Source organism: Bacillus sp. SDLI1 (genome assembly GCF_001553895.1).
Lineage (GTDB): Bacteria > Bacillota > Bacilli > Bacillales > Bacillaceae > Bacillus > Bacillus siamensis.
Genome location: NZ_CP013950.1, coordinates 1,663,472 through 1,689,687, shown reverse-complemented (window position 1 = coordinate 1,689,687; position 26,216 = coordinate 1,663,472). Strand labels below are relative to the sequence as shown.

At 45.6% G+C, this 26,216-nt stretch carries 28 protein-coding genes; 13 read left to right on the top strand and 15 right to left on the bottom strand.

The window, feature by feature from the left end; genetic code table 11:
• Window positions 1-106: 106 nt before the first annotated feature.
• Window positions 107-727: an FMN-binding negative transcriptional regulator gene (locus AUL54_RS07905; protein ID WP_060963478.1), complete on the top strand. Its 621-nt coding sequence runs from the start codon at window positions 107-109 to the stop codon at window positions 725-727.
• 47 nt (window positions 728-774) lie between these two features.
• Here the strand turns inward: AUL54_RS07905 and AUL54_RS07900 are convergent, their stop codons facing one another.
• Window positions 775-1,134, bottom strand: coding sequence for a hypothetical protein (locus tag AUL54_RS07900; RefSeq protein WP_060963477.1), 360 nt, complete (start codon window positions 1,132-1,134; stop codon window positions 775-777).
• A gap of 244 nt (window positions 1,135-1,378) precedes the next feature.
• On the opposite strand from AUL54_RS07900, the gene AUL54_RS07895 reads away from it, so the two are divergent.
• The 4 genes from AUL54_RS07895 to AUL54_RS07880 all read left to right on the top strand — a co-directional run bounded on the left by AUL54_RS07895 (window position 1,379) and on the right by AUL54_RS07880 (window position 4,480).
• The gene (locus tag AUL54_RS07895) at window positions 1,379-1,987 is read left to right on the top strand and encodes a class I SAM-dependent methyltransferase (protein WP_060963476.1); all 609 of its coding nucleotides are present in this window, start codon (window positions 1,379-1,381) and stop codon (window positions 1,985-1,987) included.
• Window positions 1,959-2,645, top strand: coding sequence for a response regulator transcription factor (locus AUL54_RS07890; protein ID WP_060963475.1), 687 nt, complete (start codon window positions 1,959-1,961; stop codon window positions 2,643-2,645). The genes AUL54_RS07895 and AUL54_RS07890 overlap by 29 nt, the downstream gene beginning before the upstream one ends.
• Window positions 2,642-3,715, top strand: coding sequence for a sensor histidine kinase (locus AUL54_RS07885; RefSeq protein WP_025284318.1), 1,074 nt, complete (start codon window positions 2,642-2,644; stop codon window positions 3,713-3,715). The genes AUL54_RS07890 and AUL54_RS07885 overlap by 4 nt, the downstream gene beginning before the upstream one ends.
• Before the next feature lie 126 nt (window positions 3,716-3,841).
• A complete protein-coding gene (locus AUL54_RS07880) occupies window positions 3,842-4,480 on the top strand; it encodes a TVP38/TMEM64 family protein (protein WP_060963474.1) in 639 nt (212 codons plus the stop codon).
• A 405-nt stretch (window positions 4,481-4,885) separates the two neighbouring features.
• Here AUL54_RS07880 and AUL54_RS07875 read toward each other — a convergent pair whose 3' ends face one another.
• The 7 genes from AUL54_RS07875 to AUL54_RS07845 all read right to left on the bottom strand — a co-directional run bounded on the left by AUL54_RS07875 (window position 4,886) and on the right by AUL54_RS07845 (window position 9,598).
• Window positions 4,886-5,185 carry a spore coat protein gene (locus AUL54_RS07875; RefSeq protein WP_016937108.1) on the bottom strand — a complete coding sequence of 100 codons (300 nt, stop codon included), beginning with the start codon at window positions 5,183-5,185 and terminating at the stop codon, window positions 4,886-4,888.
• A 14-nt stretch (window positions 5,186-5,199) separates the two neighbouring features.
• Window positions 5,200-5,397, bottom strand: a complete 198-nt coding sequence (locus AUL54_RS07870) for a hypothetical protein (protein WP_003156073.1) — start codon at window positions 5,395-5,397, stop codon at window positions 5,200-5,202.
• An 18-nt stretch (window positions 5,398-5,415) separates the two neighbouring features.
• On the bottom strand, window positions 5,416-6,552 hold the full coding sequence (locus AUL54_RS07865) for a zinc-dependent alcohol dehydrogenase (RefSeq protein WP_016937106.1): 1,137 nt from the start codon (window positions 6,550-6,552) through the stop codon (window positions 5,416-5,418).
• Between the two features lie 18 nt (window positions 6,553-6,570).
• Window positions 6,571-6,939, bottom strand: coding sequence for a spore coat protein (locus AUL54_RS07860; protein ID WP_016937105.1), 369 nt, complete (start codon window positions 6,937-6,939; stop codon window positions 6,571-6,573).
• 17 nt (window positions 6,940-6,956) lie between these two features.
• Window positions 6,957-7,202, bottom strand: coding sequence for a hypothetical protein (locus AUL54_RS07855; RefSeq protein WP_060963473.1), 246 nt, complete (start codon window positions 7,200-7,202; stop codon window positions 6,957-6,959).
• A 147-nt stretch (window positions 7,203-7,349) separates the two neighbouring features.
• Complete coding sequence (locus AUL54_RS07850) at window positions 7,350-8,564, bottom strand: MFS transporter (RefSeq protein ID WP_060963472.1); 1,215 nt, start codon at window positions 8,562-8,564, stop codon at window positions 7,350-7,352.
• Window positions 8,561-9,598, bottom strand: coding sequence for an ROK family protein (locus tag AUL54_RS07845; RefSeq protein WP_060963471.1), 1,038 nt, complete (start codon window positions 9,596-9,598; stop codon window positions 8,561-8,563). The genes AUL54_RS07850 and AUL54_RS07845 overlap by 4 nt, the downstream gene beginning before the upstream one ends.
• 167 nt (window positions 9,599-9,765) lie before the next feature.
• Here AUL54_RS07845 and AUL54_RS07840 point away from each other — a divergent pair, with 167 nt between their 5' ends.
• The 4 genes from AUL54_RS07840 (at window position 9,766) to AUL54_RS07825 (ending at window position 14,551) form a co-directional block, all read left to right on the top strand.
• Window positions 9,766-10,302, top strand: coding sequence for a sugar O-acetyltransferase (locus tag AUL54_RS07840; RefSeq protein WP_060963470.1), 537 nt, complete (start codon window positions 9,766-9,768; stop codon window positions 10,300-10,302).
• A gap of 151 nt (window positions 10,303-10,453) precedes the next feature.
• Window positions 10,454-11,671, top strand: coding sequence for a sensor histidine kinase (locus AUL54_RS07835; protein WP_082761619.1), 1,218 nt, complete (start codon window positions 10,454-10,456; stop codon window positions 11,669-11,671).
• A complete protein-coding gene (locus AUL54_RS07830) occupies window positions 11,664-12,299 on the top strand; it encodes a two-component system response regulator YdfI (protein ID WP_060963469.1) in 636 nt (211 codons plus the stop codon). The genes AUL54_RS07835 and AUL54_RS07830 overlap by 8 nt, the downstream gene beginning before the upstream one ends.
• Window positions 12,300-12,397: 98 nt before the next feature.
• Entirely contained in the window at window positions 12,398-14,551 is a 2,154-nt protein-coding gene (locus AUL54_RS07825) for an MMPL family transporter (RefSeq protein ID WP_060963468.1), read from the top strand.
• Window positions 14,552-14,584: 33 nt separating this feature from the next.
• Here AUL54_RS07825 and AUL54_RS07820 read toward each other — a convergent pair whose 3' ends face one another.
• The 4 genes from AUL54_RS07820 to AUL54_RS07805 all read right to left on the bottom strand — a co-directional run bounded on the left by AUL54_RS07820 (window position 14,585) and on the right by AUL54_RS07805 (window position 18,848).
• A complete protein-coding gene (locus AUL54_RS07820) occupies window positions 14,585-15,307 on the bottom strand; it encodes a gamma-glutamyl-gamma-aminobutyrate hydrolase family protein (protein ID WP_060963467.1) in 723 nt (240 codons plus the stop codon).
• Window positions 15,308-15,445: 138 nt separating this feature from the next.
• On the bottom strand, window positions 15,446-17,074 hold the full coding sequence (abc-f, locus tag AUL54_RS07815; RefSeq protein ID WP_060963466.1) for a ribosomal protection-like ABC-F family protein: 1,629 nt from the start codon (window positions 17,072-17,074) through the stop codon (window positions 15,446-15,448).
• A gap of 276 nt (window positions 17,075-17,350) precedes the next feature.
• Window positions 17,351-17,878, bottom strand: a complete 528-nt coding sequence (locus AUL54_RS07810; protein WP_060963465.1) for a GNAT family N-acetyltransferase — start codon at window positions 17,876-17,878, stop codon at window positions 17,351-17,353.
• Between the two features lie 112 nt (window positions 17,879-17,990).
• Window positions 17,991-18,848: a YitT family protein gene (locus tag AUL54_RS07805; RefSeq protein WP_060963464.1), complete on the bottom strand. Its 858-nt coding sequence runs from the start codon at window positions 18,846-18,848 to the stop codon at window positions 17,991-17,993.
• A gap of 300 nt (window positions 18,849-19,148) precedes the next feature.
• On the opposite strand from AUL54_RS07805, the gene AUL54_RS07800 reads away from it, so the two are divergent.
• On the top strand, window positions 19,149-20,261 hold the full coding sequence (locus tag AUL54_RS07800; protein ID WP_060963463.1) for a glycerol dehydrogenase: 1,113 nt from the start codon (window positions 19,149-19,151) through the stop codon (window positions 20,259-20,261).
• Between the two features lie 155 nt (window positions 20,262-20,416).
• Window positions 20,417-21,628 (top strand): Bcr/CflA family efflux MFS transporter, encoded by a 1,212-nt coding sequence (locus AUL54_RS07795; RefSeq protein WP_060963462.1) that lies wholly within the window; start codon window positions 20,417-20,419, stop codon window positions 21,626-21,628.
• Window positions 21,629-21,655: 27 nt separating this feature from the next.
• Here AUL54_RS07795 and fabF read toward each other — a convergent pair whose 3' ends face one another.
• Window positions 21,656-22,891, bottom strand: a complete 1,236-nt coding sequence (gene fabF, locus AUL54_RS07790; RefSeq protein WP_060963461.1) for a beta-ketoacyl-ACP synthase II — start codon at window positions 22,889-22,891, stop codon at window positions 21,656-21,658.
• Window positions 22,892-22,999: 108 nt separating this feature from the next.
• On the opposite strand from fabF, the gene AUL54_RS07785 reads away from it, so the two are divergent.
• Entirely contained in the window at window positions 23,000-23,839 is an 840-nt protein-coding gene (locus AUL54_RS07785; protein WP_060963460.1) for a helix-turn-helix transcriptional regulator, read from the top strand.
• A 40-nt stretch (window positions 23,840-23,879) separates the two neighbouring features.
• On the opposite strand, the gene AUL54_RS07780 is transcribed toward AUL54_RS07785, so the two are convergent.
• A complete protein-coding gene (locus tag AUL54_RS07780; RefSeq protein ID WP_060963459.1) occupies window positions 23,880-24,623 on the bottom strand; it encodes a sulfite exporter TauE/SafE family protein in 744 nt (247 codons plus the stop codon).
• A gap of 145 nt (window positions 24,624-24,768) precedes the next feature.
• Complete coding sequence (locus AUL54_RS07775) at window positions 24,769-25,239, bottom strand: spermine/spermidine acetyltransferase (RefSeq protein WP_060963458.1); 471 nt, start codon at window positions 25,237-25,239, stop codon at window positions 24,769-24,771.
• A 271-nt stretch (window positions 25,240-25,510) separates the two neighbouring features.
• Here AUL54_RS07775 and AUL54_RS07770 point away from each other — a divergent pair, with 271 nt between their 5' ends.
• Entirely contained in the window at window positions 25,511-26,128 is a 618-nt protein-coding gene (locus AUL54_RS07770) for an NUDIX hydrolase (protein ID WP_060963457.1), read from the top strand.
• Window positions 26,129-26,216 lie beyond the last annotated feature (88 nt).

Here is a 26,216-nt window from a genome sequence, read left to right as displayed (position 1 = left end):
CTCTGACATGCGTATTTATCCAAAACTGTACCTTTTTAAATGTCAGTTGATCTTTTATTATAGCGGAAAGCGCTTTATCAATCCAGGTTCAGAGAGGAGAGTTTTTATGTATATTCCCGCTCCATTTCAGCTGAGTGAAGCTGAAGCGTACGATGTTATTAAAGAGTATGGTTTCGCAGCCCTGTTTTCAACGGCAGGAGGCATGCCGTATGCAACCCACCTGCCATTGATGATGAGCAAGGACAACCAATGCTTATACGGTCATTTTGCCTTGCCGAACCCCCAATGGAAAGAGATTGAAGGCCAAAGTGTATTAGCCGTTTTTCAAGGGCCTCATTGTTATATCTCGCCCAAATGGTATGAGACGAATCAGGCTGTTCCTACATGGAATTATGTGGCGGTTCATGTATACGGGGAGGCGGAGCTTTTGGATGAGGAAGAAACCGTGCATTCGATGGGCGATCTCGTATTGAAATACGAAAGCCCCGACAGCCCGTACAAATTAGAAGATGTCGATGCGAAATTCTTGTCAGGCATGAACAAAGGGGTAAAAGGCTTTAAAATCAAAATCAGCAAAATAGAGGGGCAGGCGAAGCTGAGTCAAAATCATTCAGCCGCTAGACAGGAAATGGTCGTACAACAGCTCAAACAGATCCCGCACACAAACGAACAGCTCATTTCCGGCCTGATGGAAGAAAACATCAAGCGGATCACTGCAAAAAACTGATACGCATCTTAAAAACATACCGGCAGCATGGGTATGTTTTTTTCTGATTATGAAGGTTTTCTCGGGATGAAAAACGACTCAAACAGCAAATAAATCAACGGCGCCGATAAAACGAAGAAAGAACGGGAAATAGCATATGTTATGAGTAAGTAAACGATAAGTTTCAATAGAATGGAAGACGTTTTATTCAATGTCCAGCGGTTCCCCAAAACATCAGTCATACATGCTGACAAAAGGCCGACCGTCAAATAACCGGCTGCGATGTACATATAAATAGAAAGGTAAAACAGATCAGACAACGGCGGTGTGTCTTCCTGTGTCATTCTTAAAGCAAAATAAAAGACCAATAAAAAGCAAACGGACGAAATCAGAGCCAGCAAAAGGTGTTTATATAAATACTTCTTCATGTGTTTCACCTGCCTATGGCGCAATTATTTCTTAACATATTATGACATGATTTTACCGCTGCTGAAAGAATCGGCAGCTGAAAAAGACGGCAAATCCCGCCGTCTTTTTTTATATCTTAAGATTTCTTAAGAACTTTCACCGCTTTTTCTTCAGGTTTTGAATGTAAAATTTGATTTATAAATTCGAGACAAATGGAAAAATTAAATTATACCCGTAAATTTAAGGGTGGATGGAGAGATAAAGATGAAACGCCTGTTATTCTTATTTCAATATATCATCAAACCAAGAACTGTCGGCGCCGTTCTGCCCAGCTCACATTTTCTTGCTGAGAAAATGACCGGAAAAATTGATTTTCATAAAGCTGAATACATTGTTGAATACGGGCCGGGCACGGGAGTATTTACAAAAAAGCTGCTTGAAAAACGTCAGCCTGGGACGATGACCTTATTGATAGAACAAAATGAGGAATTTTATGCTTTACTGAAAGAAAAATATAAAGAGGAACAAAACCTATTTATTGTACATGGATCGGCTGAACATATTGAGAGTCATATGAAGGAGCATGGAATTCCTTATGCCGACTATGTCGTCTCCGGACTTCCTTTTGCAAGCCTTCCAAAAAAAGTGTCTGCTGATATTTTGACGAATACGGCTAAAATCTTAAAAGATAACGGAGAATTCATTACGTTCCAATATACTCAATATAAGAAGGCATTGATTGAGCAATTCTTTCCGCAAATAGTAGTAAGGAGAGAAATCAGGAATATACCGCCGGCTTATGTTTTCAGCTGTTCATTGCCGAAAAAAAAGAGGGAGGATTCATATGGGGACAACCATTCTAATCGTAGATGATGACAAAGATATCCGAAACCTGATCTCTGTCTATTTAGAAAATGAAGGAATAGACACACAGAAGGCGGAAGATGCTGCTGAAGCATTAAAATTATTGGAGCAAAAGGAGTTTGACCTGATCATTTTAGATATTATGATGCCCAATATGGATGGGATTGAAGCATGCATGAAGATCAGACAGGAACGAAATCTGCCCATCATCATGCTTTCCGCCAAATCGGAGGATATGGATAAAATTCAAGGACTGGCTTCCGGTGCCGATGATTATTTAACGAAACCGTTTAATCCGTTGGAATTGATCGCCAGAGTGAAATCGCAGCTGAGAAGGTATAAAAAATACAATACAGATACAATCAGCACGAAGAACGTCATTGAAATCGGTGATTTGACCGTGAATACAGATACAAGGCAAGTGCGGGTACGGGGGAAAGAAGTCAGGCTGACTCCGAAAGAGTTTGATATTCTGGAGCTGCTTTCGAGAAACAAAGGAATTGTCATGAGTGTTGAAAAAATATATGAGGCGGTATGGAAGGAAGACTTTTTTAAGTCGGACAATACGGTGATGGTCCACATCACAAAGATCAGAGACAAGATAGAAGAGGATTCTAAACATCCGATTTATATCAAAACGGTATGGGGAACAGGATACAAAATATGAAGAAGTTTGGAAATAAGCTGATTGTCAGGCTTCTGATCGCGATCGCAATTAGTTATCTTGTTGCATTTGGTGTGTTGATTCTTGTTATTTTATCTATCTCATATCTGTACAAAATAAATTATTTAACAGATGTGAGCCAGGGAAACGCTAATTTTAGGATACTGATTCAATTTACTGCAGCTATTTTGACCTTTATTGCGGTTTTTTTGTTATTGGTGCGGAAAAAAATATTATATTTGAAACACATTACTGAGAGTGTTCACCATATTGCCAATGGAAATCTAGGCTTGACCATCAGGACTGAAAGCAGGGATGAATTGACGCAGCTTGCACAACATATCAATTATATGTCCGAAGAATTAGAGAGTAAATTTGAACATGAAAGACAATTAGAACGAGCGAAAAGTGAGCTGATCTCAAGTGTATCCCACGATTTAAGGACCCCGTTAACATCAATTATCGGATATTTGGATCTGCTTAAAAAAGAACAATACAACAGTAAAGCCCAATTTCAGGAGTACCTTGAAACGATTTATTCAAAATCGCAAAGGCTGAAATATTTAATAGATGAACTGTTTGAATATACACATTTATCGAGTCCGGACGTTACTTTGAACCGCAGCAAAACAGACTTGTCTGCCCTATTGGAACAAATCACCGGAGAGTACATTCCCATTTTTGAAAAGGAACAATTAACTGTCCGAAAATCAATTACGGAAGAACATGTTCCCGTCTGTATTGATATAGAAAAGATGGTTCGCGTTTATGATAATCTTTTTATGAATGCGCTGAAGTACAGCATCAAACCATCTGAATTGTTCATAAACCTAGAAATAAAAGATGAAAAAGCAATTTTGCAAGTGTCAAACAAGGCCGAAAATCTCCCTGCTGACGATATCAATCAATTGTTTGAACGGTTTTTCAGAGGGGATAAGGCTAGGACGGGTCATCAAGGTACCGGGCTCGGACTTGCCATTTCAAAGAGAATTGTTGAGCTTCACAGCGGCCGTATTCATGCGGATTACAGCGGCGGATGGCTTCGTTTTTCTGTTGAACACCCGATTGACTAGAGCTTGCGGGACAAACGTTCCGTAAGCTTTTTTCTTAGAATAACTTAAGAATACTTAAGAATTTTACCGGCTGTTTCTTCATTTTTTTTGCTTATGATGTGATGGAAAGCGAGGAGAGCGGAGAAATTGAAAAATAAAATGATTTTATTATGTATATGGTTTTTAGGCGTTTATTGTTTGAAGGAACTGGATGTGCTGTCATTTGATATGAATGATGTAACGGACTTTATATCAGGGCATGTGCAATACGCGATGCTGCTGTTTTTGGCTTTGTGGGTCGTCAGGCTTCTCTTTTTTATTCCCGGCATGACGCTTATGTTTGTAGGTGGAATATGCTTTGATCCGATGGTCAGCATTTTATTATCAATGGCCGGACTGTTTATAAGCGAAACGTTGGTTTATCTTTTTTCAAAGAAATTCGCCAGCGAAAAAACGACTCAATTGCTGGAAGATAAATATCCTGACTTGAAAGTGTTATTGGAGGCGTACAATTATAAGTTTTTGGCATTGGGGATGATTTGTCCGGTAGCTCCTACGGATGTGATTTGTTTTTTATCGGCAGCAATCGGGTTAAGGTATTCTGCCTACATGTTAACTGTATTGATTTCAAATATTCCTATGGTGCTATTGTCCAGCTTTGTCGTTATCAATTTCAGTGAGTCAATGACAGGTATTGTGTTAGTGATCGTTTCGTTTATATTGATTACGATCTTAACGGTGAGAATGTGGAACCGCATGAAGCAAAAGCAGCAGGAGTCTTCATAAAAAAGATATCGGTTTCCCGGTATCTTTTTTGCCGTTGGTGACATGATTTTATTTTGTTACGTCGTTTTCTGAGTGGACTGTATGAGCTGAAAACCGCCGGGCGGCTGCCACGCACGCGATAACGCCGACATTCACCGCCGCAAGTCCCCATCCCACTCTTTCGTAAATCGCTTCTTTATATAAACAGACCTTCTCCTGCCACCGTCAGCTGACGCTTGCCCAATTTATAAGTGACCGGAAAAAAAGAGCGGTATTATTAGAGGCCGTGCGATGCGCGCTGGGATAATACGTAAGGATTCGCGGGGGGTATAAAAAAACTGAGAGCTGCCTGGGCGCTGTAAAGGCAGTTCTCAGTTTGACATACTGAAGCTTGAGCAAGAGGTGCTGTCTCAGCAGCAAAACGATTTATAGGACGGGCAGGCGGAGCGCCGTATCAATATTTTGTAAATTAAACCGGACTTGTTCATCTGTGTTCCACGGATGATACCAGCCTTTTTCCATCATATAGCGTGAGATTTGCTCGTGCATGTCGATCGCTTCTTCTAAGTGACGGGTGAGGATCGCTTTCACTTCAGGCGTTCCGGCTTCCGTCGCCGCCATCGCATAGTTTCTGACTCCGCTTTTTGCCGAATTCAATAAATCCATAGCGACAATTTGGTCTGTCAGTGCATCCATCCCCGTCAGGTATTCCATAATCGGATTCATTCGTTATTCATCTCCTATTCATGCTTTGCATCAGATAAAATCGAGGCAAACTCCTGCAATTGCCTTGTTGATGTATCCGCATCCTGCTGCATGATTTCTTTCAGCTGCGGATCGGATACGAGCGCTTTCATGGTTTTGGACTTCGTCAGACAAAGTGACTTAAAAGAAGCCATCTCCTGAATTTCGAGTAATTCATGTAAGGCGCTGGCCATTTCTGTAGCCTCCGTTCTCTAAGGTTTGAGTACAACTTTTATGCAATCATCTGTTTTCGTGTCAAACATCTCATAGCCGTGCTTCGCTTCACTAAGCGGAATGACATGGCTTACAACATCGCCCGGATCAATTTTGCCGGTTGACACCAGTTCAAACATATACGGCATATAATGGATAACCGGAGCTTGTCCTGATCGGATATTGACGTTTCGCTGCATGATATCGCCAAGAGGAAACCCGTTATATCTGCCGCCGTACACACCCGTAATCTGGATCGTTCCGCCTTTGCGCACCGCTTGGGAGGCAATGACTAAAGCGCTCATCGCCCCGCCTTGAAGTTTTAATCCGCTGGCGAGGAACTCCAGGTCCGTCATTTTTCCGTCCATGCCGACGGCGTCAATCACCACATCAGCGCCGCCTTTGGTGATTTCCTTCAGGTAGCTGCCCGTATTTTTGTGGTCTTCGAAGTTCACGATTTCCACTTTATTCGTCCGTTTCGCGTGCTGGAGACGGTAGTTGACATAGTCTACAGCTATTACGCGTTTCGCTCCCTTTAACCAGCAGAATTTTTGAGCGAACAGACCCACAGGCCCGCAGCCGAGAACGATGACCGTATCGCCTGCTTTTACGCCGGCATTGTCAACGCTCCAAAAGCCGGTTGTCATTGCATCGGCAATAACACTCAGTTTCTCATCCGGTTCTTCGCATGTTTCGGGGACTTTAAAATGAGTAAAGTTCGCAAAAGGGACGCGTAAATATTCGGCCTGGCCGCCCGGATAGCCGCCGGTACTCCCTGAATAGCCGAAATAAGCGCCCATATCGCCGTTATCATTTGATTGATCACATTGGCTTTCCAGGTGATTTTTACAATAAGTGCATTCTCCGCAGGCGATATTAAAAGGAATAATGACACGGTCCCCTTTTTTGACTTTCGTCACGCCGGGGCCGACTTCTTCCACGATGCCCATCGGTTCATGCCCGATGATGTAGTCTTCCTGCAAGTTCGGGATGAGTCCGTGGATTAAATGTAAATCTGACCCGCAAATTGCCGTACTTGTGACTTTTATAATCATGTCATCGTGTTTTTCAATCTTCGGATCAGGCACGTCTTTGACGACGACGTTTTTAACTCCTTGATACGTTACGGCCTTCATGCTGTAATACCTCCAGTGTTAGTGTTCATCAGGTGTGCGGTCAAACATCCCTTTTCTATTCGTTTCAACGGGAAACAGATTCATGTTTCCGACCATGAGGGTATTTTTCGCAGAGAGCTGATCCAGTTTATACTGTTCGCTCAGGTCATGCGGGTGAAACCACTTTTTGCTGACCATCAAGTCTGTAATTTCCTGATGCATCGCGATTCCTTGCATGAGCTGTTTGCGCAGCAAGGCTCTTACATCAGGTGAAGCAGTTTCTGTTAAAGCGACGGCGGTATTTCTGACGCCTTCTTTTGCCCGTAAAAGAAAATCCATTGCGAATGTCGTATCTGCGAGTTCAGGGACGTGTAATGAATTGATTGGATCTAAATAGTCATGATTCAATGATGCTTACCTTCCTTTCAATTGATGATCGAAGTCGGCCGGTTTTGAGGAACAGGAGCCTGAAAAGGTGCACGTTCATAAACCGCCTGTAAATCAGCCAGGTCTTGAGAGGCTTGCTGCACGTCTTTTTCCATTAACGTTTTCAGGTCCTGATCAAACACAAGCCCTTGCATGAGCTTGGATTTCGCTACACAAAGCGTCTTGAAGTTAATCATTTCATGTAAGTCAAGCGACTCGTGAGCCGCTAATTCACGCTTTTCCATAATTATTTTTAAACCTCCTCTTCTCGATTACGTAATTAATTTCCCCTGAGAAAAGGACTTTATTCTTGCACATTTTGTTTATAAAAAAAGCAGAGAAGAAGTCTGGGGGCACATCAAAAAAGAGGAAGCATAATCGCTTCCTCTTGTTCACATGGAATGGCTGTTGGTGTCATGAACGTTTTTCTGATGCGCGGGCTGTTTTGCCGCGCGGGAGACGAGACCGCTGAGCACGATGCCGATCAGAACGATCGTCAGTGCTTGAACAAGGCCGAATTCTTCACCGAGCAGTCCGAGAACGGGAGGGCCGACTAAGAAGGCGCAGTAGCCGACGAAGGAGATTGCTCCGACCCGTTTAACTGCTCCTTTTGGATCATCGCCGGCTGCGGAAAGGCCGACCGGGAAGCCGAGGGAGGCGCCGATCCCCCAAAGAAAGACGCCGATTACGGCTGCTGTGAGGTTCCCGCTGAAAATCACAAGGGAAAGTCCGATGACACTGACGGCGGTGCAGAGATGAAGAACGGGCACGCGTCCGTATCGGTCTAAAAATGCCCCGCCAAAGATGCGGGCGATCAGCATAGCGGTGAGGAAGACGCCGTAAACCGCCGTGCCTTGCGCGTGCGTCACATGAAAACCATCCGTCATGGTGAGCGGAAGCCAGTCATTGGCCGATCCTTCTGCGAAAGCCATTCCGAGCACGATGAGCCCGATCAGCAGCGTGCGCGGCTCCGTCCAGACGTTTACCGGCTTTTCGCTTGAGACTTCCTGCCGCCTTGAGACGGCATCTTCTTTCCCGGTGTCCTCCGGCAGAAACCGGAAGAAAGTAAAAATCAGGATAAACTCAATTCCGGCAATGAGCAGCAGGTGAACGAGCACGGGAACCTTGAATAAAATAGCCGCGGAGGCAAGGCCTGCGCCTATCAGTGTGCCGGCGGTGAACGAAGCGTGCAATGCGGGCATCATGGTTTTCCCGGCGGCGCGTTCAAGGGCGGAACCATCTGCATTAAGGGCCACTTCCGCAAGTCCGTAACCGAGCCCGAAGATGATCAGTCCGGCAAATACGATGCTTTTGAAGGCGGAAAAAACACCTGCGCTGATGACGAATATCCCGATAATGACAATCAGAACACTGATCAGAGCTACGAATCTGGTTCCCTTCCGTGAGATGATCCGGCTGGCGCTTAACAGGCCGATCAATGAGCCGCAGGCAAGCCCGAAAATAATCAACCCCATCACTGAAGTCGAGGCTTTCAGCGTTTCTCTGACCTCAGGCGTGCGGGAAATCCAGGACGAGAAAGCAAGTCCGGGCAGCGAAAAAATAATAAAAAGGGAAAGTTTCCATTTTTGAATGCCCTGTTTACTCATAAAATCAGTTCCCTCTCAGCCAAATGAAGCGGAAAACGCAGAGATTTTAATGTGATGGCAATCAATCCTTTTTGGTAATAGGGCTGAATGTCATCTATGAGAATCAGCTCGGGCATGTGTTCTTTCGGGACAAAAGCGGAGCATGCTTCATAAACCTGTTCCATATCCAAGCCTTTTGATAATTCTCCGATAAACGCAATGGCCTGCGGGTTGATGATTGAAATGATGGCGCTTGTCATCTTTACAGCCATTTCCGGAAAAGAATCCGGTGAATAGAGCTTTTCAAGCTGCTGCTGGCGTGTCGTTTCAAACGGAATATAAGAAATTTCTCCGGCGAATTGCGTATTGCCTTTGACTAAGCGCCCGTCTATGACGAAGCGCGCTCCCGGAGGATTGTCTTTGACAAATGAGGCCATGGCGATTGTTTTCGGGACGGAATACTGCTGGTCGCGATAAAAGCCGTATAAAGCGTAATGCATCTCATTTTCTACATTGACTTTGACAGAATGTCTGGCTTCAAGTCTTTCCTGCATCGGGATATCACACAGCTCTTCAGTGTCACAAATGCCGATGACGCCGTGGCTGACCACACCCTGAACACCGATGCCGATCGCCTTTATATTGGGAAACCGCCTTATCCATTCGTCAGTAAGCCGTTCGATGATTTCATAATTGATGATCTCATAATAACAGCTGTCTTTTTCAACATAGTCACCGTGCCAATCTGCCAGTGCAATGTCAATCGAATGGATGCCGCCTTCTGTTTTAACGGATATGCCGAGAACCAAATGGCTGTCCGCATTTAACGTAAACTGCCTTGCTTTTCTTCCGCCGGTTGAGGCACTCGGCCCCGATTCCATTACTTCGCCTCGCTCTTTTAATTCATGTAAAATGTTTCCGCACGTGGCCGCACTGAGCCCTGTTTGTTTAGAGAGAAAGGAAATAGTAGCCGCATCTGTTTTTTGCAGCGCTGCAATGATGGTTTCTTCATTTGTTTTCTTTACGATGGAAGTATTATTGATGTTGTTCGCCATGCTCGGCACCCCTTTATTAAACACTTTTTATAAGACTTATTAAAAGTAGTTTAAAATATGATTCCCATATCAGTCAAGTCGATGAAAGAGATGAATGGAAGGTTTTCAATCGCCGGGCAGATAGGGTATCCTTACAATACGGTGATTAAAGAATGGAGGCGCGAAAAATGAGTTCTGATAACAAAATCTATTATGAACGCGGAACGGAAGAGTTGAGGAAGAAAAACATCCGGGCGCATAAGCTTGTCCGGGAATTAAACGATACCGATCCGGAAGCGTATGAAAAAAAAGAAGCGATTATCAAAGAATTGTTCGGGACAGCAGGGGAGAAACCGAGTATCGAGCATAACTTTCATTGTGATATCGGAACCAATATTCATGTCGGCGATCATTTTTATGCCGGCTATAATTGCACCATTTTAGATATGGCTGAAGTGCGGATAGGCGATAACTGCATGATAGGGCCGAATGTCGGGATCTACACAGCCGGACATTCTCTGCAGCCGGAAGGAAGAAATAAAAGCGGGTATGGCATACCGATTACGATCGGCAGTAATGTATGGATCGGAGGCAGCTGTGTCATCTTAGCAGGTGTCACCATCGGCGATCATTCCGTGATTGCGGCCGGAGCAGTTGTTACGAAAGACGTCCCGCCAAATTCTGTAATGGCCGGAAACCCGGGGAAAGTCATAAAAAAGATATGAACAAAAGCAGCTTGCGAACAATCCCGCAAGCTGTTTTTCTTTCACCCATCATGCAGGACAGAAGGGGAAGGTGAGAAGCAGGGACTTATGGTATGATGACAAATAGAATAAAATCTCGTGAGGCCGTCGGCTAAAAGGAAGTGGACAGAGATTGTTTGGTACAAAACATCAAGAAGACTATTTCTCCCGTGACAGACGCTCATTGCATATGCTCGCGTTTCGGGTGCCCGGTCTGGCGTTTATTTTTATGGTATATGCCGCATCAGTCTCTTTGCAGTACATTTATGAAAGCTGGACGGTTTTTTTGCTGCTGTTATTTACGATATTGATCGTCACTTTTGCCGTGCTGCACTGGCATTCCTATCGCTGGGTCAAGAGAAAAACGTTTCTTTATTTCATCATACAGGGATTCATCATATATACAGCGGCTAACTTGATGGCCGGCGGCTATATCGCGGTGGTCGTCGGTCTCTATGCCTTTTTAATCGGGCAGATTATCGGAATGACGGATAAGGGCAAAACGCTGCTCATACTCTATCTTTTCATTTTAATGTCCATAACAGCCTTGCACGAGGAGCATCCGCATCATCTGCTTCGTTTCATCGTTATCGCCGCTCCCATTATGATTGTGATTATCACGTATGCGGCAACGTTTTTCGCGCAAGTTGATGAAAAAATAAAAACACAGATGACGCTTGAAAAATTAGAGCTCGCTCACCGGCAAGTGAAACAGCTGACGCTTCAAAACGAAAGGCAGCGGATGGCGAGGGACTTGCACGATACGCTTGCCCAAGGATTGGTCAGCTTGCATATGCAGCTTGAAGCGGTGCAAGTTCATCTTTCGAAAGATAACACTGAAAGAGCGAAAGACATCATCAGCCAGTCAATGAAAAGAGTGAAGGGCACATTGGCTGATGCGCGCTCGGCCATTGATAACCTTCGCAGCAAATCAGAAGAGATCGGATTTTTAGAAGAAAGCATCACTGAACAAATCAACCATTTTACAGAAGCCTCCGGACTGTCTTGTTTTTTAGAGTACAGCGTGCATCATGTGCTTGACGTTCATATGGCGGAGAACTGTCATTATATGATCGGAGAAGGCCTGACAAACGCCGCCAAGCATGCGGAAGCAGATAACGTTTGGGTATCCGTTCGGGAAGAAGAGGGACAGATCCGCATAACCGTCAAAGATGACGGGAAAGGCTTTGATGCCGGAACAGAAATGAGAAAAAGCGGACATTACGGGCTGCTTGGGATACAAGAACGTGTCAATATGATGAACGGCACCTGCCGTATAACAAGCGCCAGATCAGCGGGAACTCAAATTGAGATCATCTTACCAATTCAAGGAGAGGCGGAACATGTATAAAGTGTTAATAGCTGATGACCATCTTGTCGTCAGAGAAGGTCTGAAGCTTTTGATTGAAACAAATGATCATTACACCATAACGGGAGAAGCAGAAAACGGGAAAACCGCCGTCCGCCTCGCAACGGAACTAAAGCCCGATGTCATTCTCATGGATCTGTACATGCCGGAAATGAGCGGGCTGGAAGCCATTAAACAGATAAAAGAGCATTCTGATGTGCCGATCATTATTTTGACAACCTATAATGAAGATCATCTGATGATAGAAGGCATCGAATCAGGCGCAAACGGTTATCTGCTGAAAGACACAAGCTCAGAAACCTTATTTCATACGATGGATGCGGCAGTCAGGGGAGAAGTGCTTCTGCAGCCGGACATCTTGCAGCGTTTCCGGAAAATGAAAATGGAACGGGCAAATGCCAATGAAACACAGCTGACGGAAAAGGAAATCACAGTTCTGGAAGCCGTTGCGAAAGGACATAAAAGCAAAGCGATCGCCTTCGATTTAGGAATCTCAGAACGGACGGTAAAAGCGAGATTAACATCGATTTATAACAAATTAGGGGCGGATTCGCGGACTGAAGCCGTAACCATTGCCATGCAAAAAGGCATTTTGAAACTGAACATATAATGAAAAACTGCCCAAACGTACATGCCCCTATGTACGTTTTTTTTATGTGAATGTGAACTACAATTAGGCAGAAAGTAATGATTGGAGAGGAGTATTCGATGTCTGGATTTTTATATAAATTAGGGGGATGGTCTGCCCGCAACCGATTAAAAATGATCAGTGCGTGGCTTGTGATACTGATCGCTTCGGCTGTGATCGCCATCTCGTTAAAACCTGCTTTTTCTGAGGATATGTCAATACCCGACACACCTTCTGAAAAGGCAATGGATATCATTCAAAAAGAATTTTCAAAAGGTCCTGATAAAGGAAGCATACGGGTTATTTTCGGTGCTGAAGATGGGAAAAAACTGACTTCAAAATCGGAAAAACAAGCGATCGAAGATACTTTAAAGAAGATCAAAACAGATCATTCAGTCGCTTCAATTGCAAGTCCTTTTGAGACAGGAACCATTTCTAAAGACGGGTCAGTGGCATATGCCGATATTACGTACAAAAAAGCGGCGGATGACATTTCGGCCGCGTCTGTTTCACATATTAAACACAGTCTGTCTGCCGCAGGAGACAAGGGCCTGCAGACGGAGCTCAGCGGTGATGTGCCGGGGGCCGGTGTTGAAGTCGGCGGTGTATCAGAAATTATCGGCATTGTGCTGGCATTCGTCGTACTGGCTATTACGTTTGGTTCATTAGTCATAGCGGGGCTGCCGATTGTCACGGCCCTGATTGGGTTAGGCGTAAGCGTCGTGCTGACGTTAATTGGGACACAGTTCTTTACGATCGCCTCAGTCAGTCTTTCATTATCCGGAATGATCGGACTGGCCGTCGGGATTGATTATGCGCTGTTTATCTTTACGAAGCATCGTCAGTTTTTGGGCGAAGGTGTACAAAAAAATGAATCGATCGCTAAAGCTGCGGGAACGGCTGGCAGCGCCGTCGTTTTTGCCGGACTGACTGTGATCGTGGCGCTTTGCGGATTAACTGTTGTCGGCATTCCGTTCATGTCTGCAATGGGGCTGACTGCGGCACTCAGTGTGCTGATGGCTGTATTGGCTTCTGTTACGCTGGTGCCCGCAGTGTTATCGGTCGCAGGAAAACGGATGATTCCGAAATCAAATAAGAAGAAAGAAAAGAAAAGCGCCGACACGAATGCCTGGGGGCGCTTCGTGACAAAGAGGCCTATTCTGTTAAGCATTTTCAGCATTATTCTCTTAGCCGTCATCAGTCTGCCGGCCATGCATTTAGAGCTAGGGCTGCCTGATGCGGGAATGAAAGCGAAAGACAGTCCGGATCGCCGCGCCTATGATCTTTTGTCTAAAGGATTCGGCGAAGGCTTTAACGGCAAGCTGACAATTGTTGCCGATGCAAAAGATGTCAAGGGCAATAAAAATGAAGCATTCCAAGACGCCGTGAATGAAATGAAGGACTTGCATAATGTGGCGAGCGTCACCCCTGCCATGCCGAACGAAAAAGGGGACTATGCCATTATTACGGCAGTGCCTGAAACCGGGCCGAATGATAAGGCAACGAAAGAGTTAGTGCAGGATATACGAAAACTATCAGACAAAAACGGTATCCGCCTGCTCGTCACCGGATCAACCGCGGTGAACATTGATATTTCAGACCGGTTAAACGATGCGATTCCGGAATTCGCCATTCTCATTGTCGGATTTGCGTTTGTATTGCTGACCGTTGTTTTCCGTTCTCTTCTCGTGCCGCTGGTTGCCGTTCTTGGCTTTTTGCTGACGATGACTGCTACACTCGGATTATCGGTATTCGTCCTGCAGGATGGGAATTTCACCGGCTTGCTCAGCATTCCGGAAAAAGGCCCGATTCTCGCCTTCCTGCCTATTTTGGCGATCGGTATTCTTTTCGGGCTTGCGATGGATTATCAAGTATTCCTTGTCAGCAGAATGAGAGAAGAATATGTCAAAACAAAACATCCGGTACAAGCCATCCATGCCGGATTGAAGCATAGCGGGCCTGTCGTGACAGCGGCGGGACTGATCATGATTTTCGTCTTTGCGGGATTCATCTTCGCAGGGGACTCTACGATCAAATCCATGGGATTAGCAATGACATTCGGAGTTCTTTTCGATGCGTTCATTGTTAGAATGACCATCATTCCGAGCGTCATGAAGCTGATGGGACATGCGGCCTGGTACTTGCCGAAGCGGCTGGATAAGATCATTCCGAACGTGGATATCGAAGGCCATAAGCTGACACAAAGCAAAACGCCGGAGAAACCGGAAGAATAAAATGAAAAAGCAGATCATAATGATCTGCTTTTTTTATGTGCTGACCGCATCCATAAAAAGAGAAAAAAGCTTTTTCATGTCTTCATGTTTTTTTGTCAGCATTTCAGGATGCCATTGCACACCGACGACAAATAATTCACCCGTCCGTTCAATCGCTTCAATGGCCCCGTCTTTTGCATAAGCCGCGGCCTTAAACGATGGCGCTGTCTCTTTTATGATTTGGTGATGGAACGAGTTCACAAGCGTTGAATCGCCAAACAAGGAATGAAGCCGGGTTCCTTTTTCAAAAGAAACATGATGGGTTCTTAACGGGGGATCTTTTTCTTGATCGTGCTTGATTTCAGCAAACGAAGCATGTGTAAGATCCTGGTATAAAGTCCCCCCGAAAGTGACGTTTAACATATGCATCCCCCGGCAGATTGCCAGTATCGGCTTCTCTAAAGCAACCGCCGTTTGGATCAGCTCCTTCTCATAGGCGTCCCGGTCAGGAAAGGTCTTTCTTAAAGCCTGTAAAGGTTCTTCACCGTACATCAGCGGGTCTATATCCTGGCCGCCGGACAGAATAATGCCGTCAACATGAGAGACCTGTTCCTTTAAAAGCTCAGTTTCTTGAATCACCGGCAATATAAACGGCACACCGCCGGCCTCAGAAACAGACTGAATATAATCATTATTGACATATGCCCGATTATAACCCGGAAAAGGACCGGATTGATCAGCCATAATATTTCCCGTAATACCAATGCGTTTGGCCATTCTTCGTTCACCTGAACCTTTCTTTCTGTGCCTGTTCATAACAAATCTGAACGTAGGTTGTACAAATCAGATTGAAATTATTCTCTTTATACGTAAGCTTTCTAAAACAAAACCCGTGACAATCACGGGTTTTTACACTCATTTCAATTTTTTGATCTCTTCCGTCAGCTCTTTGAATGTTTGGTCAAGCTCACGATATTGTTTATCAGCTGGAGTCATGAAGCTGAGCTTTCCGAGGACTTCCTGCCGTTCGGTTTCAAGCTTTAACCGCAGCTCTTCAATATCATCTCTGGCGGCGGGGGATTCTTTCCATTGTTTTTGGATGCTGCCGTTCGTGATATCAAGCCGGATGTCTGTCGTCTTTTCGAGAAAGTAGCGATCATGCGATACGATGATGAGCGTACCGTCGTATTGAGCCAATGTGTCTTCAAGCTGCTCGCGTGACGGCAGGTCAAGGTGGTTTGTCGGTTCATCCAGAATCAGCACATCTTTCTCCTCCAGAATAAACGCCATCAGCTTGCATTTGACCCGCTCTCCCATGCTCATCTTGCCGATGGGTTCCGTCCATTGCGCTGCGGTAAATCCTAAATGCTTCATGAGAGATTGAACATTTCCCCTTGCTTCGAACGTTTCTTTGTAAAATAGCTGTTCGGGGGTTTTATCAAGCGGGAGGTCGAATACTTCCTGCGTTAAATATCCGAAGTTTGCAGACGGAGATATCCATATGCTTCCCTGCGCTTTTTCCTCACCGAGGATGACCTTCAATAATGTTGTTTTCCCGCTCCCGTTCGGGCCTGTAATGGCAATCTTTTCGCCGTGCATCACAGTGAAATTCACGTTTTTGAACAGCGTTCGGCCGTCATACGATTTTGTGATATCACTCACTTCTAAAAAACGCTTTCCAGCTTTTTTGCGGTGCTCAATGGAAAAACGGACTTCATACTCCGCTTCAACCGGTTCTGCTTTCGCTTTTTCAAGCTCTTTTTCAAGACGCTTCCGTTTTGATTTAATCTGGGCGTCCGTACGCTTTGCTTTTACGCGATGGTATTCTTTAAAGCCTTCTATTTTCGTTGACTGGGCATGGGCTTTTGCTGACCAGGCGCTCAGCTCGTTCATTTGAGCTTCAATCCGTCTGATCATATTCTGCTGATTTTCATATTCCCGCTGCTGTGTCAGTCTTCTCTGTTTGCGGACCTCCATATAGCTTGAATAATTCCCTTTATGTTCAATGAGTTTCTTTCCTTCGATCGACCAGATTTTTGTCGCCGCCGCATCCAAAAATGCACGGTCATGTGAGACGAAAATAATGGTGCCTTTATAGTTCTTGATCTGTTTTTGCAATAGGTCTAAACTTTGCTGATCGAGGTGGTTCGTCGGTTCATCTAATAACAAAAGACCGCTCGAAAAAGAGAATCCTTTGGCAAGCCGGGCTTTCAGTTTTTCTCCGCCGCTTAATTGTGAAAAGGCGCGGGCGGGCACGTTCCATTTTTCTAACAGGGCTGCTTCCGCAGGCTCCGGGTGGCCGGAATCATAAGCTTCCGTTTCTTGTTCCACCATATATATGTTCATATCTTGCAGCATCTGAATCTGTCCTTGTGACGGCGCTGTTTTATTACAGATCAATTGCAGCAATAAAGATTTACCGGCACCGTTTTTGCCGATAACGCCGATGATGTCGCCCTGCTGAACGCTTGCGCTGATCTGTTCAAAAAGGGGCACACTATTGATTTCATAACTGACGCCGCTTAATTTTAATATTTCTTTCATATGTCAATCCCTCGCTTTAAAGGGAGGACAAAAAAATCCTCCCAATTGATTTGGAAGGATTAGCCGTACCTGTACATGATCAAATAAGCTATTTTCACATAGCTTTCGTATCGTATAGAAAATGGGCAGACTAATCCTATTTTTTCTGATTTGAAATATCTGATTTCAAACGGTCAAAATAAGATTAGTTAATCATTGTCCACCCATCGTCCCTTCGTATTTGTTACAAACAGTGTAGCACACACTTACTTGTAAGAGCAAAGGGTATTCGCCTTTTTATTCCAGATTCGAGGCTTCCCGCTCTTCTTCTAACACGGCGTAATAATATTCATCCCACCAGTCATTTTCATGGGGGATGCATTTTTTAAAAAAGCCTTCCCGTCTCATTCCGATCTTTTCCATCACCCGGTGCGAAGCCGTATTTTCCGGCTGGCATGTCGCAATGATCCGATGCAATTTCATCTCGTTAAACCCGAATGCCAGCACGGCGCGTGCAGCCTCTGAAGCATATCCTTTGCCCTGATATTCCGGGTGAAACACCCATCCGATTTCATACGTATGGTCGCCAAAATACTGAAAAAAAGCAATGTGGCCAATGACCGTTTTTTCATCCTTCAATAAAACGGGATACTTTTCAGCACGTTCACCGCTGTTTTCAATAACGAATTTCTGGGCGTCTTCTTCGGAAAAGACGCCCTCCGGTATATACTTCATGACCTCCGGATTTGACGTGTACTCATAAACGTCTTGCCAATCTTCCCGTTCAAATGTCCGGATCACGAGCCTGTCGGTTTTGATCTTCATTTTACATTCTCCCATCAAAAAGGTTTCATCCTATACTTCGATCGAAAAGATGCAAAAACCTTTGAGCGGGGAAGGGCGATATAAAAAGCCTGCAGCTGTACACTGCAGGCGGTTATTTCTCATTCGCGGCGGCAGGCAGGTTAGTAAAGCCGAATTGCCCTCCGACAGCTTCTTTTACTTCATGAATAACGATAAATGATTTCGGATCAATTTTTTGAACATGTTTTTTGATTTTCAGCAATTCGTTCTTTTTAATGACGACATAGATAATACGCTTGTCTTTGCTTCCGTAATACCCGTATCCGTAAAAAATCGTCGCCGCGTTGCCGTATTCGGACGTGATGACTTTGGCGATTTCTTCGTATTGGTCAGACATAATGGTGAGAGCTTTTTTATTATGGAAACCTTCAATGACAATATCGACGATTTTGGCACACAGATAAACGAATATAAACGTATACAGCATATGATTGATGCCGATCGCTAGAACGGACGCGAAAATAATGACGCAATCCATATAAAACATGCTTTTGGAGATGTTAAAGCCCTTTGTGTAGTTCAATAAATACGCCAAAAGCGTGGTTCCGCCGGTAGATCCGTCAGCGATAAAGATCAATGCCAGCCCCGCTCCCATCAGCAGAGCGCCGAATACAATCCCGAGCACCATGTCGTGCACGCCGAATGGAATAAAGCTGACGATACTGAGAAAAGCAGAAGTCATTCCCGTGCCGAGTATCGTATATAAAATTGTCTTTTTCGTTAAAAATTTATAAGCCAGCCCGATAAAAATCAAATTTACAACCAGAGTTGTAATGCTTGCAGGTATATGGAAAAGATAATATAAAACGAGAGCGATTCCCACGGTGCTGCCGTCCCCCAGATGATTCGGGATGACGAAAAATTCCACGGATGCCGCGATAAGAAAGGCTCCGGCCATAATCATCAGTATATCCTTGCAAATATTCTTCATGTGCAAACCTCCTCCGCAGTCAAAATATATACAAAACAAAAACGCCTCAAAAATTATCCAGCAGAACTAAATAATTTTTAAGACGAATCATTCGCAATCTCGTTTGTTCATCCAATAAAGAATGATCAGCTTCAATATCGAAGATTATATAGACACCTTCACATCTTGTCAATGATGTAAAAATTGAATTTTCTATTGTATTTATGAGGTTTGAATGAAATAAAAACAAGGAATTATATCAGAAGAGCTTTTATTTCTAAACTATTGATTAGAGAAATAGAATAAAGCAACAAAGAAGGGATGAGAACATTGGAACGAATTTTTATCAGTCCGGCTAAATATGTGCAGGGAAAAAACGCAATTGAAACGATCGGCGGACACCTTGAGGGCGTTGGTGAAAAAGCCATCGTCATTGCGGACAAAACCGTATGGGATATCGCGGGTCACAAAGTGACGGCTGAATTAAAGAAAAGCAGTATTTCGGCTGAAGAGGCGGTTTTCAACGGGGAAGCCTCCCAGGAAGAAATGAAAAGAATTGCGGGCATCGCAGAGAAAGCGGGCGCGTCCATTGTAATCGGAGTCGGCGGCGGTAAAACGCTTGATACGGCCAAAGCGGTATCAGATGAAATAAACGGCTACACCGTTATCGTGCCGACGGCCGCTTCGACGGATGCCCCGACAAGCGGGCTGTCTGTCGTGTATTCTGAACAAGGCGCGTTTGAAAATTATCGTTTCTATCATAAAAATCCCGATCTGGTTCTGGTCGATACGAAAATCGTCGCAGAAGCTCCGCCGCGCTTTTTAGCATCAGGGATTGCCGATGCGATGGCGACGTGGATAGAGGCGCGCAGTGTCATCGCCAGCGGCGGAAAAACGATGGCAGGCGGAATTCCCACAATTGCCGGGGAAGCTATCGCGGAAAAATGTGAGGAAGTTCTGTTCAAATACGGCCGTCTCGCCTATGAGTCTGTGAAAGCGAAAGTCGTCACTCCTCCATTAGAAGCGGTAGTTGAAGCGAATACACTTCTGAGCGGACTGGGATTTGAAAGCGGCGGCTTGGCTGCGGCGCATGCCATTCACAACGGCTTCACGGCGCTTGAAGGAGAAATCCATCACTTAACCCATGGTGAAAAAGTGGCATTCGGCACGCTCGTTCAGTTGGCGCTGGAAAAACGTTCGCTTGAAGAAATTGAGCGGTATATCGCGTTTTATATCAGCTTGGGACTGCCTGTCACACTTGAAGACATCAAATTAAAAGACGCTTCGAAAGAGGATATTATGAAAGTGGCAGAAGCCGCGACGATTGAGGAAGAAACGATTCATGCCGCTTTTGATGTGACGGCTGACGACGTGGCGGATGCTATCATAGCGGCCGACCAATACGCAAAAGCGTTTAAAGAAAAGCATGCGTAAACATTTTCATCGCGCGATTTGAAACCAGGGGCTGTGACGGCTCTTGGTTTTTTTATGTCTTCTTGCCCCGCTTGAAAACTTTTAAAAATAAAGAAAAAATTATGATACAATATACAAATGTTTTGAGAGACTAACAAAGGAAAGGTGGGAACGATATGCTGCATAATCCGACCGGCAAGGAGCGGCTTGCGCTGGCTTTTCTTCTTGGCATGCTTGCGATACTGGGGCCGCTGAATATAGATATGTATCTGCCGAGTTTCCCTGAAATCGCTGAAGATTTAAGCGCCCGCGCATCGCTTGTCCAGCTGAGTTTAACCGCATGTCTGATCGGACTGACAATCGGACAGGTTGTTGTCGGCCCGTTAAGTGACGCGAAGGGAAGAAGAAAACCGTTATTACTATGTATTTTTTTATTTGCTTTGTTTTCTCTGTTTTGCGCGCTTGCACCGAACATTACTACATTAGTGATTGCCCGTTTTCTTCAAGGCTTCACCGCCTCGGCGGGGCTTGTTCTGTCCCGTGCGATCGTCAGAGATGTGTTTACGGGAAGAGAGCTTTCTAAATTTTTCTCGCTGCTGATGGTCATTACCGCCGTCGCGCCGATGGTGGCGCCGATGACGGGAGGCGCGATTTTACTGCTCCCGTTTGCATCATGGCATACGATTTTTCTCTTTTTAACCTTTATCGGGTTTTTGCTTGTTCTCATTATTGCGCTCAAGCTGACAGAAACCCTGCCGCCGGAAAAGCGGATTCCGAGTTCCGTCGGAAATTCCGTGCGGACAATGGGAAGCCTGCTGAAAGACCGGTCATTTATCGGCTATGCGCTGACGGTCGGCTTTATTCACGGCGGGAGCTTTGCGTATGTTTCCGGGACGCCTTTTGTGTATCAGGATATTTACGGAGTATCGCCGCAGGTATTCAGTATTTTATTCGGCATTAACGGTCTGGCGATCATTTCCGGAAGTTTTATCATCGGGCGTTTCGGAGGAATCATTCATGAAAAAAGCCTGCTGAGAATCGGCGTGATTACAGCGATGACGGCGACTGCCGTTCTGCTCGTCATGACGATCATTCACGGGCCGCTGGCGGCACTGGTGATTTCAATTTTTATTTATATGATTACGATCGGCATGACGCTGACAAGCACCTTTACATTGGCGATGGAAAAGCAGGGACACCGCGCGGGAAGCGCAAGCGCACTGCTCGGCATGCTCCCGCTTCTTCTCGGTTCCATCGTGTCGCCGCTTGTGGGAATGAATGAAGCGACGGCCGTCCCGATGGGGGCGATTATGTTTACGACATCCGTTATCGGTTCCATCGCTTTTTTCACCTTAACAACTAAACCGGAGAAAGCAAAAAAGGAGTGAAATGATTCACTCCTTTTTTTGTTCCCGTTACTCATATGTCTTGAGCACGATCGCTGAATTATGCCCGCCAAAGCCGAATGAGTTGGAAAGACCGATCGTTAACGATTGATGTCGCGGACCGTCTGATACATAGTCCAAATCACACGCCGAATCAGGGTTTTGCAGATTGATCGTCGGCGGGATGATGCCGTGTCTCAAGCTTTCTGTCAAAGCGATGGCTTCAACTCCGCCTGCCGCGCCAAGCATGTGGCCGAGCATTGATTTGTTTGCCGTGACCGGAATGTCATAGGCAAGCTCCCCGAATAATGTCTTGATGGCCAGCGTTTCAGAGAGATCTCCGGCTTTTGTGCTTGTCGCATGAGCGCTTACGACATCAATGTCTTCCGCTGAAACGTTCGCTTTCTTCAAAGCGTTTTTCATCGCCAGGTAAGCGCCCGTTCCTTCCGGATGAGAGGCTACCATATGATAGGCATCCGAGCTCGCGCCGTAGCCGAGCACCTCACAGAGGATCGGGGCGTTTCGGCTGATTGCGCTATCCAATGATTCTAATACTAAGATGCCTGCGCCTTCACTCATGACGAATCCATCACGATCCGCATCAAACGGCCGGCTTGCCGCTTCGGGATCTTCGTTTCTTGCTGAAAGGGCGTGGGCATTGCCGAAGCTGGCCAGTGACAGATTGGTAATCGCCGCCTCCGCGCCCCCGGCAAACATGATATCCGCATCATCATTCCGAATGGCGTTGAATGCTTCCCCGATCGACGTATTGCCGATGGAACACGCGGTCACCGGAGAAAGTGAGGGGCCGAGCGCGCCTAATCTGATGCTGATTTGAGCGGCGGCCGCATTTGAGATCATCATGGGGACAAGGCTCGGGCTTACTTTTCGCGCTCCCCGTTCATTTAAAGTATGGACATTGTCAATCAAAGTCGTGATGCCGCCGATTCCGGAGCCGACGTACACGCCGAGGCGTTCACGGTCAATCTGATCGAGCTGAATTCCGGAGCTTTCCAGCGCCTGTTCCGCTGCCGCTAAAGCAAACTGGCTGAAACGGTCAAGCCGTCTCGCTTCTTTTCTGCCCCATCTTTCTTCTGCGTCAAAATCGCGGACGGTGCCGGCTATTTTTGTCTTCGAGCTGGAGACATCAAAAGAATCTATGAGAGAAATTCCCGATTTTCCTTCCGTCAGGTGTTTCCAAAATGTATTTACATCATTGCCGAGAGGTGAAATCACTCCCATTCCGGTGATGACAACTCTTTTCATGGTCATTCCTCCTTCGGTATGTATTTATTGTAACTCGCAATTATCCTATTACAAGTTGTTGTTTATCCTAGTATAATAAATACCAGGGTAGGAGAGGAGAGATTCGGTATGATACCAGAAGGAAGATTGCAGGCTCTTTCAGAGTTTTTAAAAATGCAGCGGGCCAAAATTTCTCCGCAGATGGCCGGCCTGCCGACGGGCACGCGGAGAAGAACGCCGGGACTCAGAAGAGAAGAGGTCGCGCAATTAGCCGGCGTAAGCACCACGTGGTATACGTGGCTGGAGCAGGGCAGAGACATTAAAGTGTCGGCAGGTGTATTGGACGCCGTTTCCGATGCGCTGCAGCTGAATAAAGATGAAAGAAATTATTTGTACGCACTTGCCATTGATGAGGGCGTGAAACAGCCGTTTACCGCGGAGGAAGAAGCGGTTATCAGCCCGTCCCTTTCAAAAATTCTGCAAGAGCTCCGTTATTGTCCCACCATCATCTCGGACAGGCGGTGTCATATCGTAGGGTGGAACCAGGCGGCGGCTCACGTGTTTTTAGATTTTGAACAAATTCCCCCCGAAAAACGGAATCTCATTGAGCTATTGTTTTCAAGAAAAGAATTAAGAAGTCTAGCCGTGAACTGGGAGCATTTTGTGAAAGGCTTCATTGCCATTTTCAGAACGTATTACGGCCAGTATGTAGCGGATACGTGGTATTCTCAGTTTATAGAGGAAATGGAGAAGACATATTCAGAGTTTCATACGCTGTGGAATGAGAGCGAAGTCAGCTCGGCTCCCGAAGTATTAATTGAGTTCCGCCACGCGAAGGCGGGAAAAATGGTCTTTAATCTGACTTCTTTTCAGGTTCAGGGCAATAGTGACCTGCGCTGCAGTGTGTATACACCGGTAGATCATACCGAAACGGAAGCAAAGCTGAAAAAGCTTTTCGAAAACAGGTGAAAACAGAAAAAAACGGGAGGCCGCCGCCTTCCGTTTCAGTTTAAAATAAAAGCATCAGCCCGGCGATGGCCGGTGTTAAAAAGATGGCTGATTTCAGAATGACTTTCGGCACGAGATTGGTGAATTTCGCTCCGACATATGCGCCGCACATCGTTCCGATCAGCACTTTGACCAACAGCATATAATCGACAAACCCTTCCGTCACATAACCGAGACCTCCGCCGACTGCAAGCGGGATTATGACTAGCATGGTGGTGCCGACCGACTGGCGGATGGATAAGCGCAAAAGAATCATTAAGCCGATTTGGATGAAAGGGGCAGAGCCGATGCCGAATGTTCCGGACAAGATTCCTGCGATAATACCGAGAACAACGGCTTTCACCCATATGTTCAGATGGCTTTGCGGTCCGGTGTCCTCTTGTGTTTCTTTTAAAATAAATAACCGGACTAAAATCAATAGAGCAGATAAAAACAGCATGCCCGCCGTCAAGTAATGCAGCAAATCTGCGGGGATAAGAGAAGTAAGTCTGGCCCCGAAAAATGAACCGAATGCCGCAAAAACGCCGACGATGAGACCGATTTTCATCTGAATATTGCCTTCACGGTAGTGGCTGAAAGCTCCAGACAAACTTGTGAAAGCCATTCCGGCAAGGGAAGTGCCCAAAGCCGTGTGAATCGGTACGTGAAAAAGTATAGTTAAAAGTGCAATGACAAAACCGGCTCCCCCCGCGCCGATAAACCCGAGAATAATCCCGAGCAGAAACATAACGAGTATAATAAGCACAATCTTCTCCTCCATTTAGATGCCTGATGACAATGTTTCGATCCGCTGTACCAGATGTTTAACGATCGACCGTTGTCCGTCGACCGTCGTTCAATAACTTTATGTTACCTCAAATTTAAAGTATTGGCAAGAAGCCGGAATGCTTTTATACAGCGCTCAGCAGCTCTTTGACCATCACTTTTTCCCCGTTTGAGTCCAGCTCTCCATTGAATCTAAAGCCGAATTTTTGATAAAGGCGCAGTGCGTGCACGTTATCTTCAAACAGGCTTAAATAAATCCGTCTGCAATCATATAATTGAGCGAGATGATGGATAAGGGCATCAAGCATCAGTCTGCCCAATCCCCGTCCCTGGTATCGTTCATCAATGAAAAAACGGTCAAGCCACACTCTGCCGTTTTTATTTTCTTCATCATATTCCGGAAACCAGCCGTACATGGCAAAGCCGACCAACTCCCCGTCAACATAAAGGCCGGCCGGCTGATAATGCCGGCAATCCTCAGCATCTTGTAAACACTCTTCCGCAGTTTCAATAAATGAAGCCTGTCTTTCACTTACATGAAGCGCCAGTATATCGGCACGGTTTTCTTCCGTGACTGCTCTGATTTCAATTGTCATCCTTCATACTCCTCTTCCCTTTTTCTGAAGATCATCCAATGATCATCATAAAGGATATGGTTGCCATATCGTCAAGGAGGTATTATGAGCGAAGACGTCAAAAAATACTTCATAACCGTTGAATTCATGTAAAAAAACAAATCCTGTTTCATCTGCTTTCTCCGCCAGGGGGAGAACCGGCCCCAGTCCCATTGGCGGAAAAACTGGGGTTTAATGAACCGGCAGCATTTTCTGTATTCATGAAAACATAAAGATCGGCGGGTGATTGAAAATGGAGCCAAAATGGCTTGAATGGGCAAAACAGCTTCAATCCGCGGCGCAAGCGGGGCTGGCTTATTCCAAAGACATATATGATATTGAGAGATTTGAAGAAATAAGAAAAATAAGCGTGGATATCATGGCGCATCATACCGGGGCCGGCAAAGAGATCATACAAGACGTCTTCGCAGGGGACAGCGGGTACCCCACTCCGAAAGTTGATGTCAGAGCGGCAGTTTTTAAAGATCAGAGCATATTAATGGTGCAAGAGAAAAGCGATGGCAGATGGGCGCTGCCGGGCGGGTGGGCCGATATCGGGATCTCTCCGGGCGAAGCAGCTGTCAAAGAAGTAAAAGAGGAATCGGGCATCGACGTAAAGCCGGTCAAACTGTTAGCTGTAATGGATAAGAAATGCCATTCCCATCCGCCGTCCGCCGCCCACGTTTACAAAGTGTTTATCAAATGTGAGATCATCGGCGGACAGCTCAGGGAGGGAACGGAAACAAGCGCGGCCGCTTTTTTTGCAGAAACGGAGCTGCCGCCGCTGTCAGAAGCCCGCAATACGGAAAGTCAGATTGAAAGGATGTTTGCATATCTCAAACATCCGGACGAACCCGTTTATTTTGATTAAGGCAGCAAGCAGGAAAAAGAGAGGAACTGATTCAGAACCATTTCACTTATGAATGATCCGGCCTGTGATAGAGATGGTAAATCATCAG

Excerpts from the sequence above, each read along its gene's own strand:
- AUL54_RS07795 (WP_060963462.1), top strand. The coding sequence starts at position 20,417 with ATGCTGCATAATCCGACCGGCAAGGAGCGGCTTGCGCTGGCTTTTCTT.
- AUL54_RS07895 (WP_060963476.1), top strand. The coding sequence starts at position 1,379 with ATGAAACGCCTGTTATTCTTATTTCAATATATCATCAAACCAAGAACT.
- AUL54_RS07850 (WP_060963472.1), bottom strand. The coding sequence starts at position 8,564 with ATGAGTAAACAGGGCATTCAAAAATGGAAACTTTCCCTTTTTATTATT.
- AUL54_RS07870 (WP_003156073.1), bottom strand. The coding sequence starts at position 5,397 with ATGGCCAGCGCCTTACATGAATTACTCGAAATTCAGGAGATGGCTTCT.
- AUL54_RS07800 (WP_060963463.1), top strand. The coding sequence starts at position 19,149 with ATGAGAACATTGGAACGAATTTTTATCAGTCCGGCTAAATATGTGCAG.
- AUL54_RS07810 (WP_060963465.1), bottom strand. The coding sequence starts at position 17,878 with ATGAAGATCAAAACCGACAGGCTCGTGATCCGGACATTTGAACGGGAA.
- AUL54_RS07905 (WP_060963478.1), top strand. The coding sequence starts at position 107 with ATGTATATTCCCGCTCCATTTCAGCTGAGTGAAGCTGAAGCGTACGAT.
- AUL54_RS07825 (WP_060963468.1), top strand. The coding sequence starts at position 12,398 with ATGTCTGGATTTTTATATAAATTAGGGGGATGGTCTGCCCGCAACCGA.
- AUL54_RS07785 (WP_060963460.1), top strand. The coding sequence starts at position 23,000 with ATGATACCAGAAGGAAGATTGCAGGCTCTTTCAGAGTTTTTAAAAATG.
- AUL54_RS07830 (WP_060963469.1), top strand. The coding sequence starts at position 11,664 with ATGTATAAAGTGTTAATAGCTGATGACCATCTTGTCGTCAGAGAAGGT.
- AUL54_RS07865 (WP_016937106.1), bottom strand. The coding sequence starts at position 6,552 with ATGAAGGCCGTAACGTATCAAGGAGTTAAAAACGTCGTCGTCAAAGAC.
- AUL54_RS07775 (WP_060963458.1), bottom strand. The coding sequence starts at position 25,239 with ATGACAATTGAAATCAGAGCAGTCACGGAAGAAAACCGTGCCGATATA.
- AUL54_RS07840 (WP_060963470.1), top strand. The coding sequence starts at position 9,766 with ATGAGTTCTGATAACAAAATCTATTATGAACGCGGAACGGAAGAGTTG.
- AUL54_RS07875 (WP_016937108.1), bottom strand. The coding sequence starts at position 5,185 with ATGAATCCGATTATGGAATACCTGACGGGGATGGATGCACTGACAGAC.
- AUL54_RS07900 (WP_060963477.1), bottom strand. The coding sequence starts at position 1,134 with ATGAAGAAGTATTTATATAAACACCTTTTGCTGGCTCTGATTTCGTCC.
- AUL54_RS07820 (WP_060963467.1), bottom strand. The coding sequence starts at position 15,307 with ATGGCCAAACGCATTGGTATTACGGGAAATATTATGGCTGATCAATCC.
- abc-f (WP_060963466.1), bottom strand. The coding sequence starts at position 17,074 with ATGAAAGAAATATTAAAATTAAGCGGCGTCAGTTATGAAATCAATAGT.
- AUL54_RS07845 (WP_060963471.1), bottom strand. The coding sequence starts at position 9,598 with ATGGCGAACAACATCAATAATACTTCCATCGTAAAGAAAACAAATGAA.
- AUL54_RS07805 (WP_060963464.1), bottom strand. The coding sequence starts at position 18,848 with ATGAAGAATATTTGCAAGGATATACTGATGATTATGGCCGGAGCCTTT.
- fabF (WP_060963461.1), bottom strand. The coding sequence starts at position 22,891 with ATGAAAAGAGTTGTCATCACCGGAATGGGAGTGATTTCACCTCTCGGC.
- AUL54_RS07885 (WP_025284318.1), top strand. The coding sequence starts at position 2,642 with ATGAAGAAGTTTGGAAATAAGCTGATTGTCAGGCTTCTGATCGCGATC.
- AUL54_RS07855 (WP_060963473.1), bottom strand. The coding sequence starts at position 7,202 with ATGGAAAAGCGTGAATTAGCGGCTCACGAGTCGCTTGACTTACATGAA.
- AUL54_RS07770 (WP_060963457.1), top strand. The coding sequence starts at position 25,511 with ATGGAGCCAAAATGGCTTGAATGGGCAAAACAGCTTCAATCCGCGGCG.
- AUL54_RS07890 (WP_060963475.1), top strand. The coding sequence starts at position 1,959 with ATGGGGACAACCATTCTAATCGTAGATGATGACAAAGATATCCGAAAC.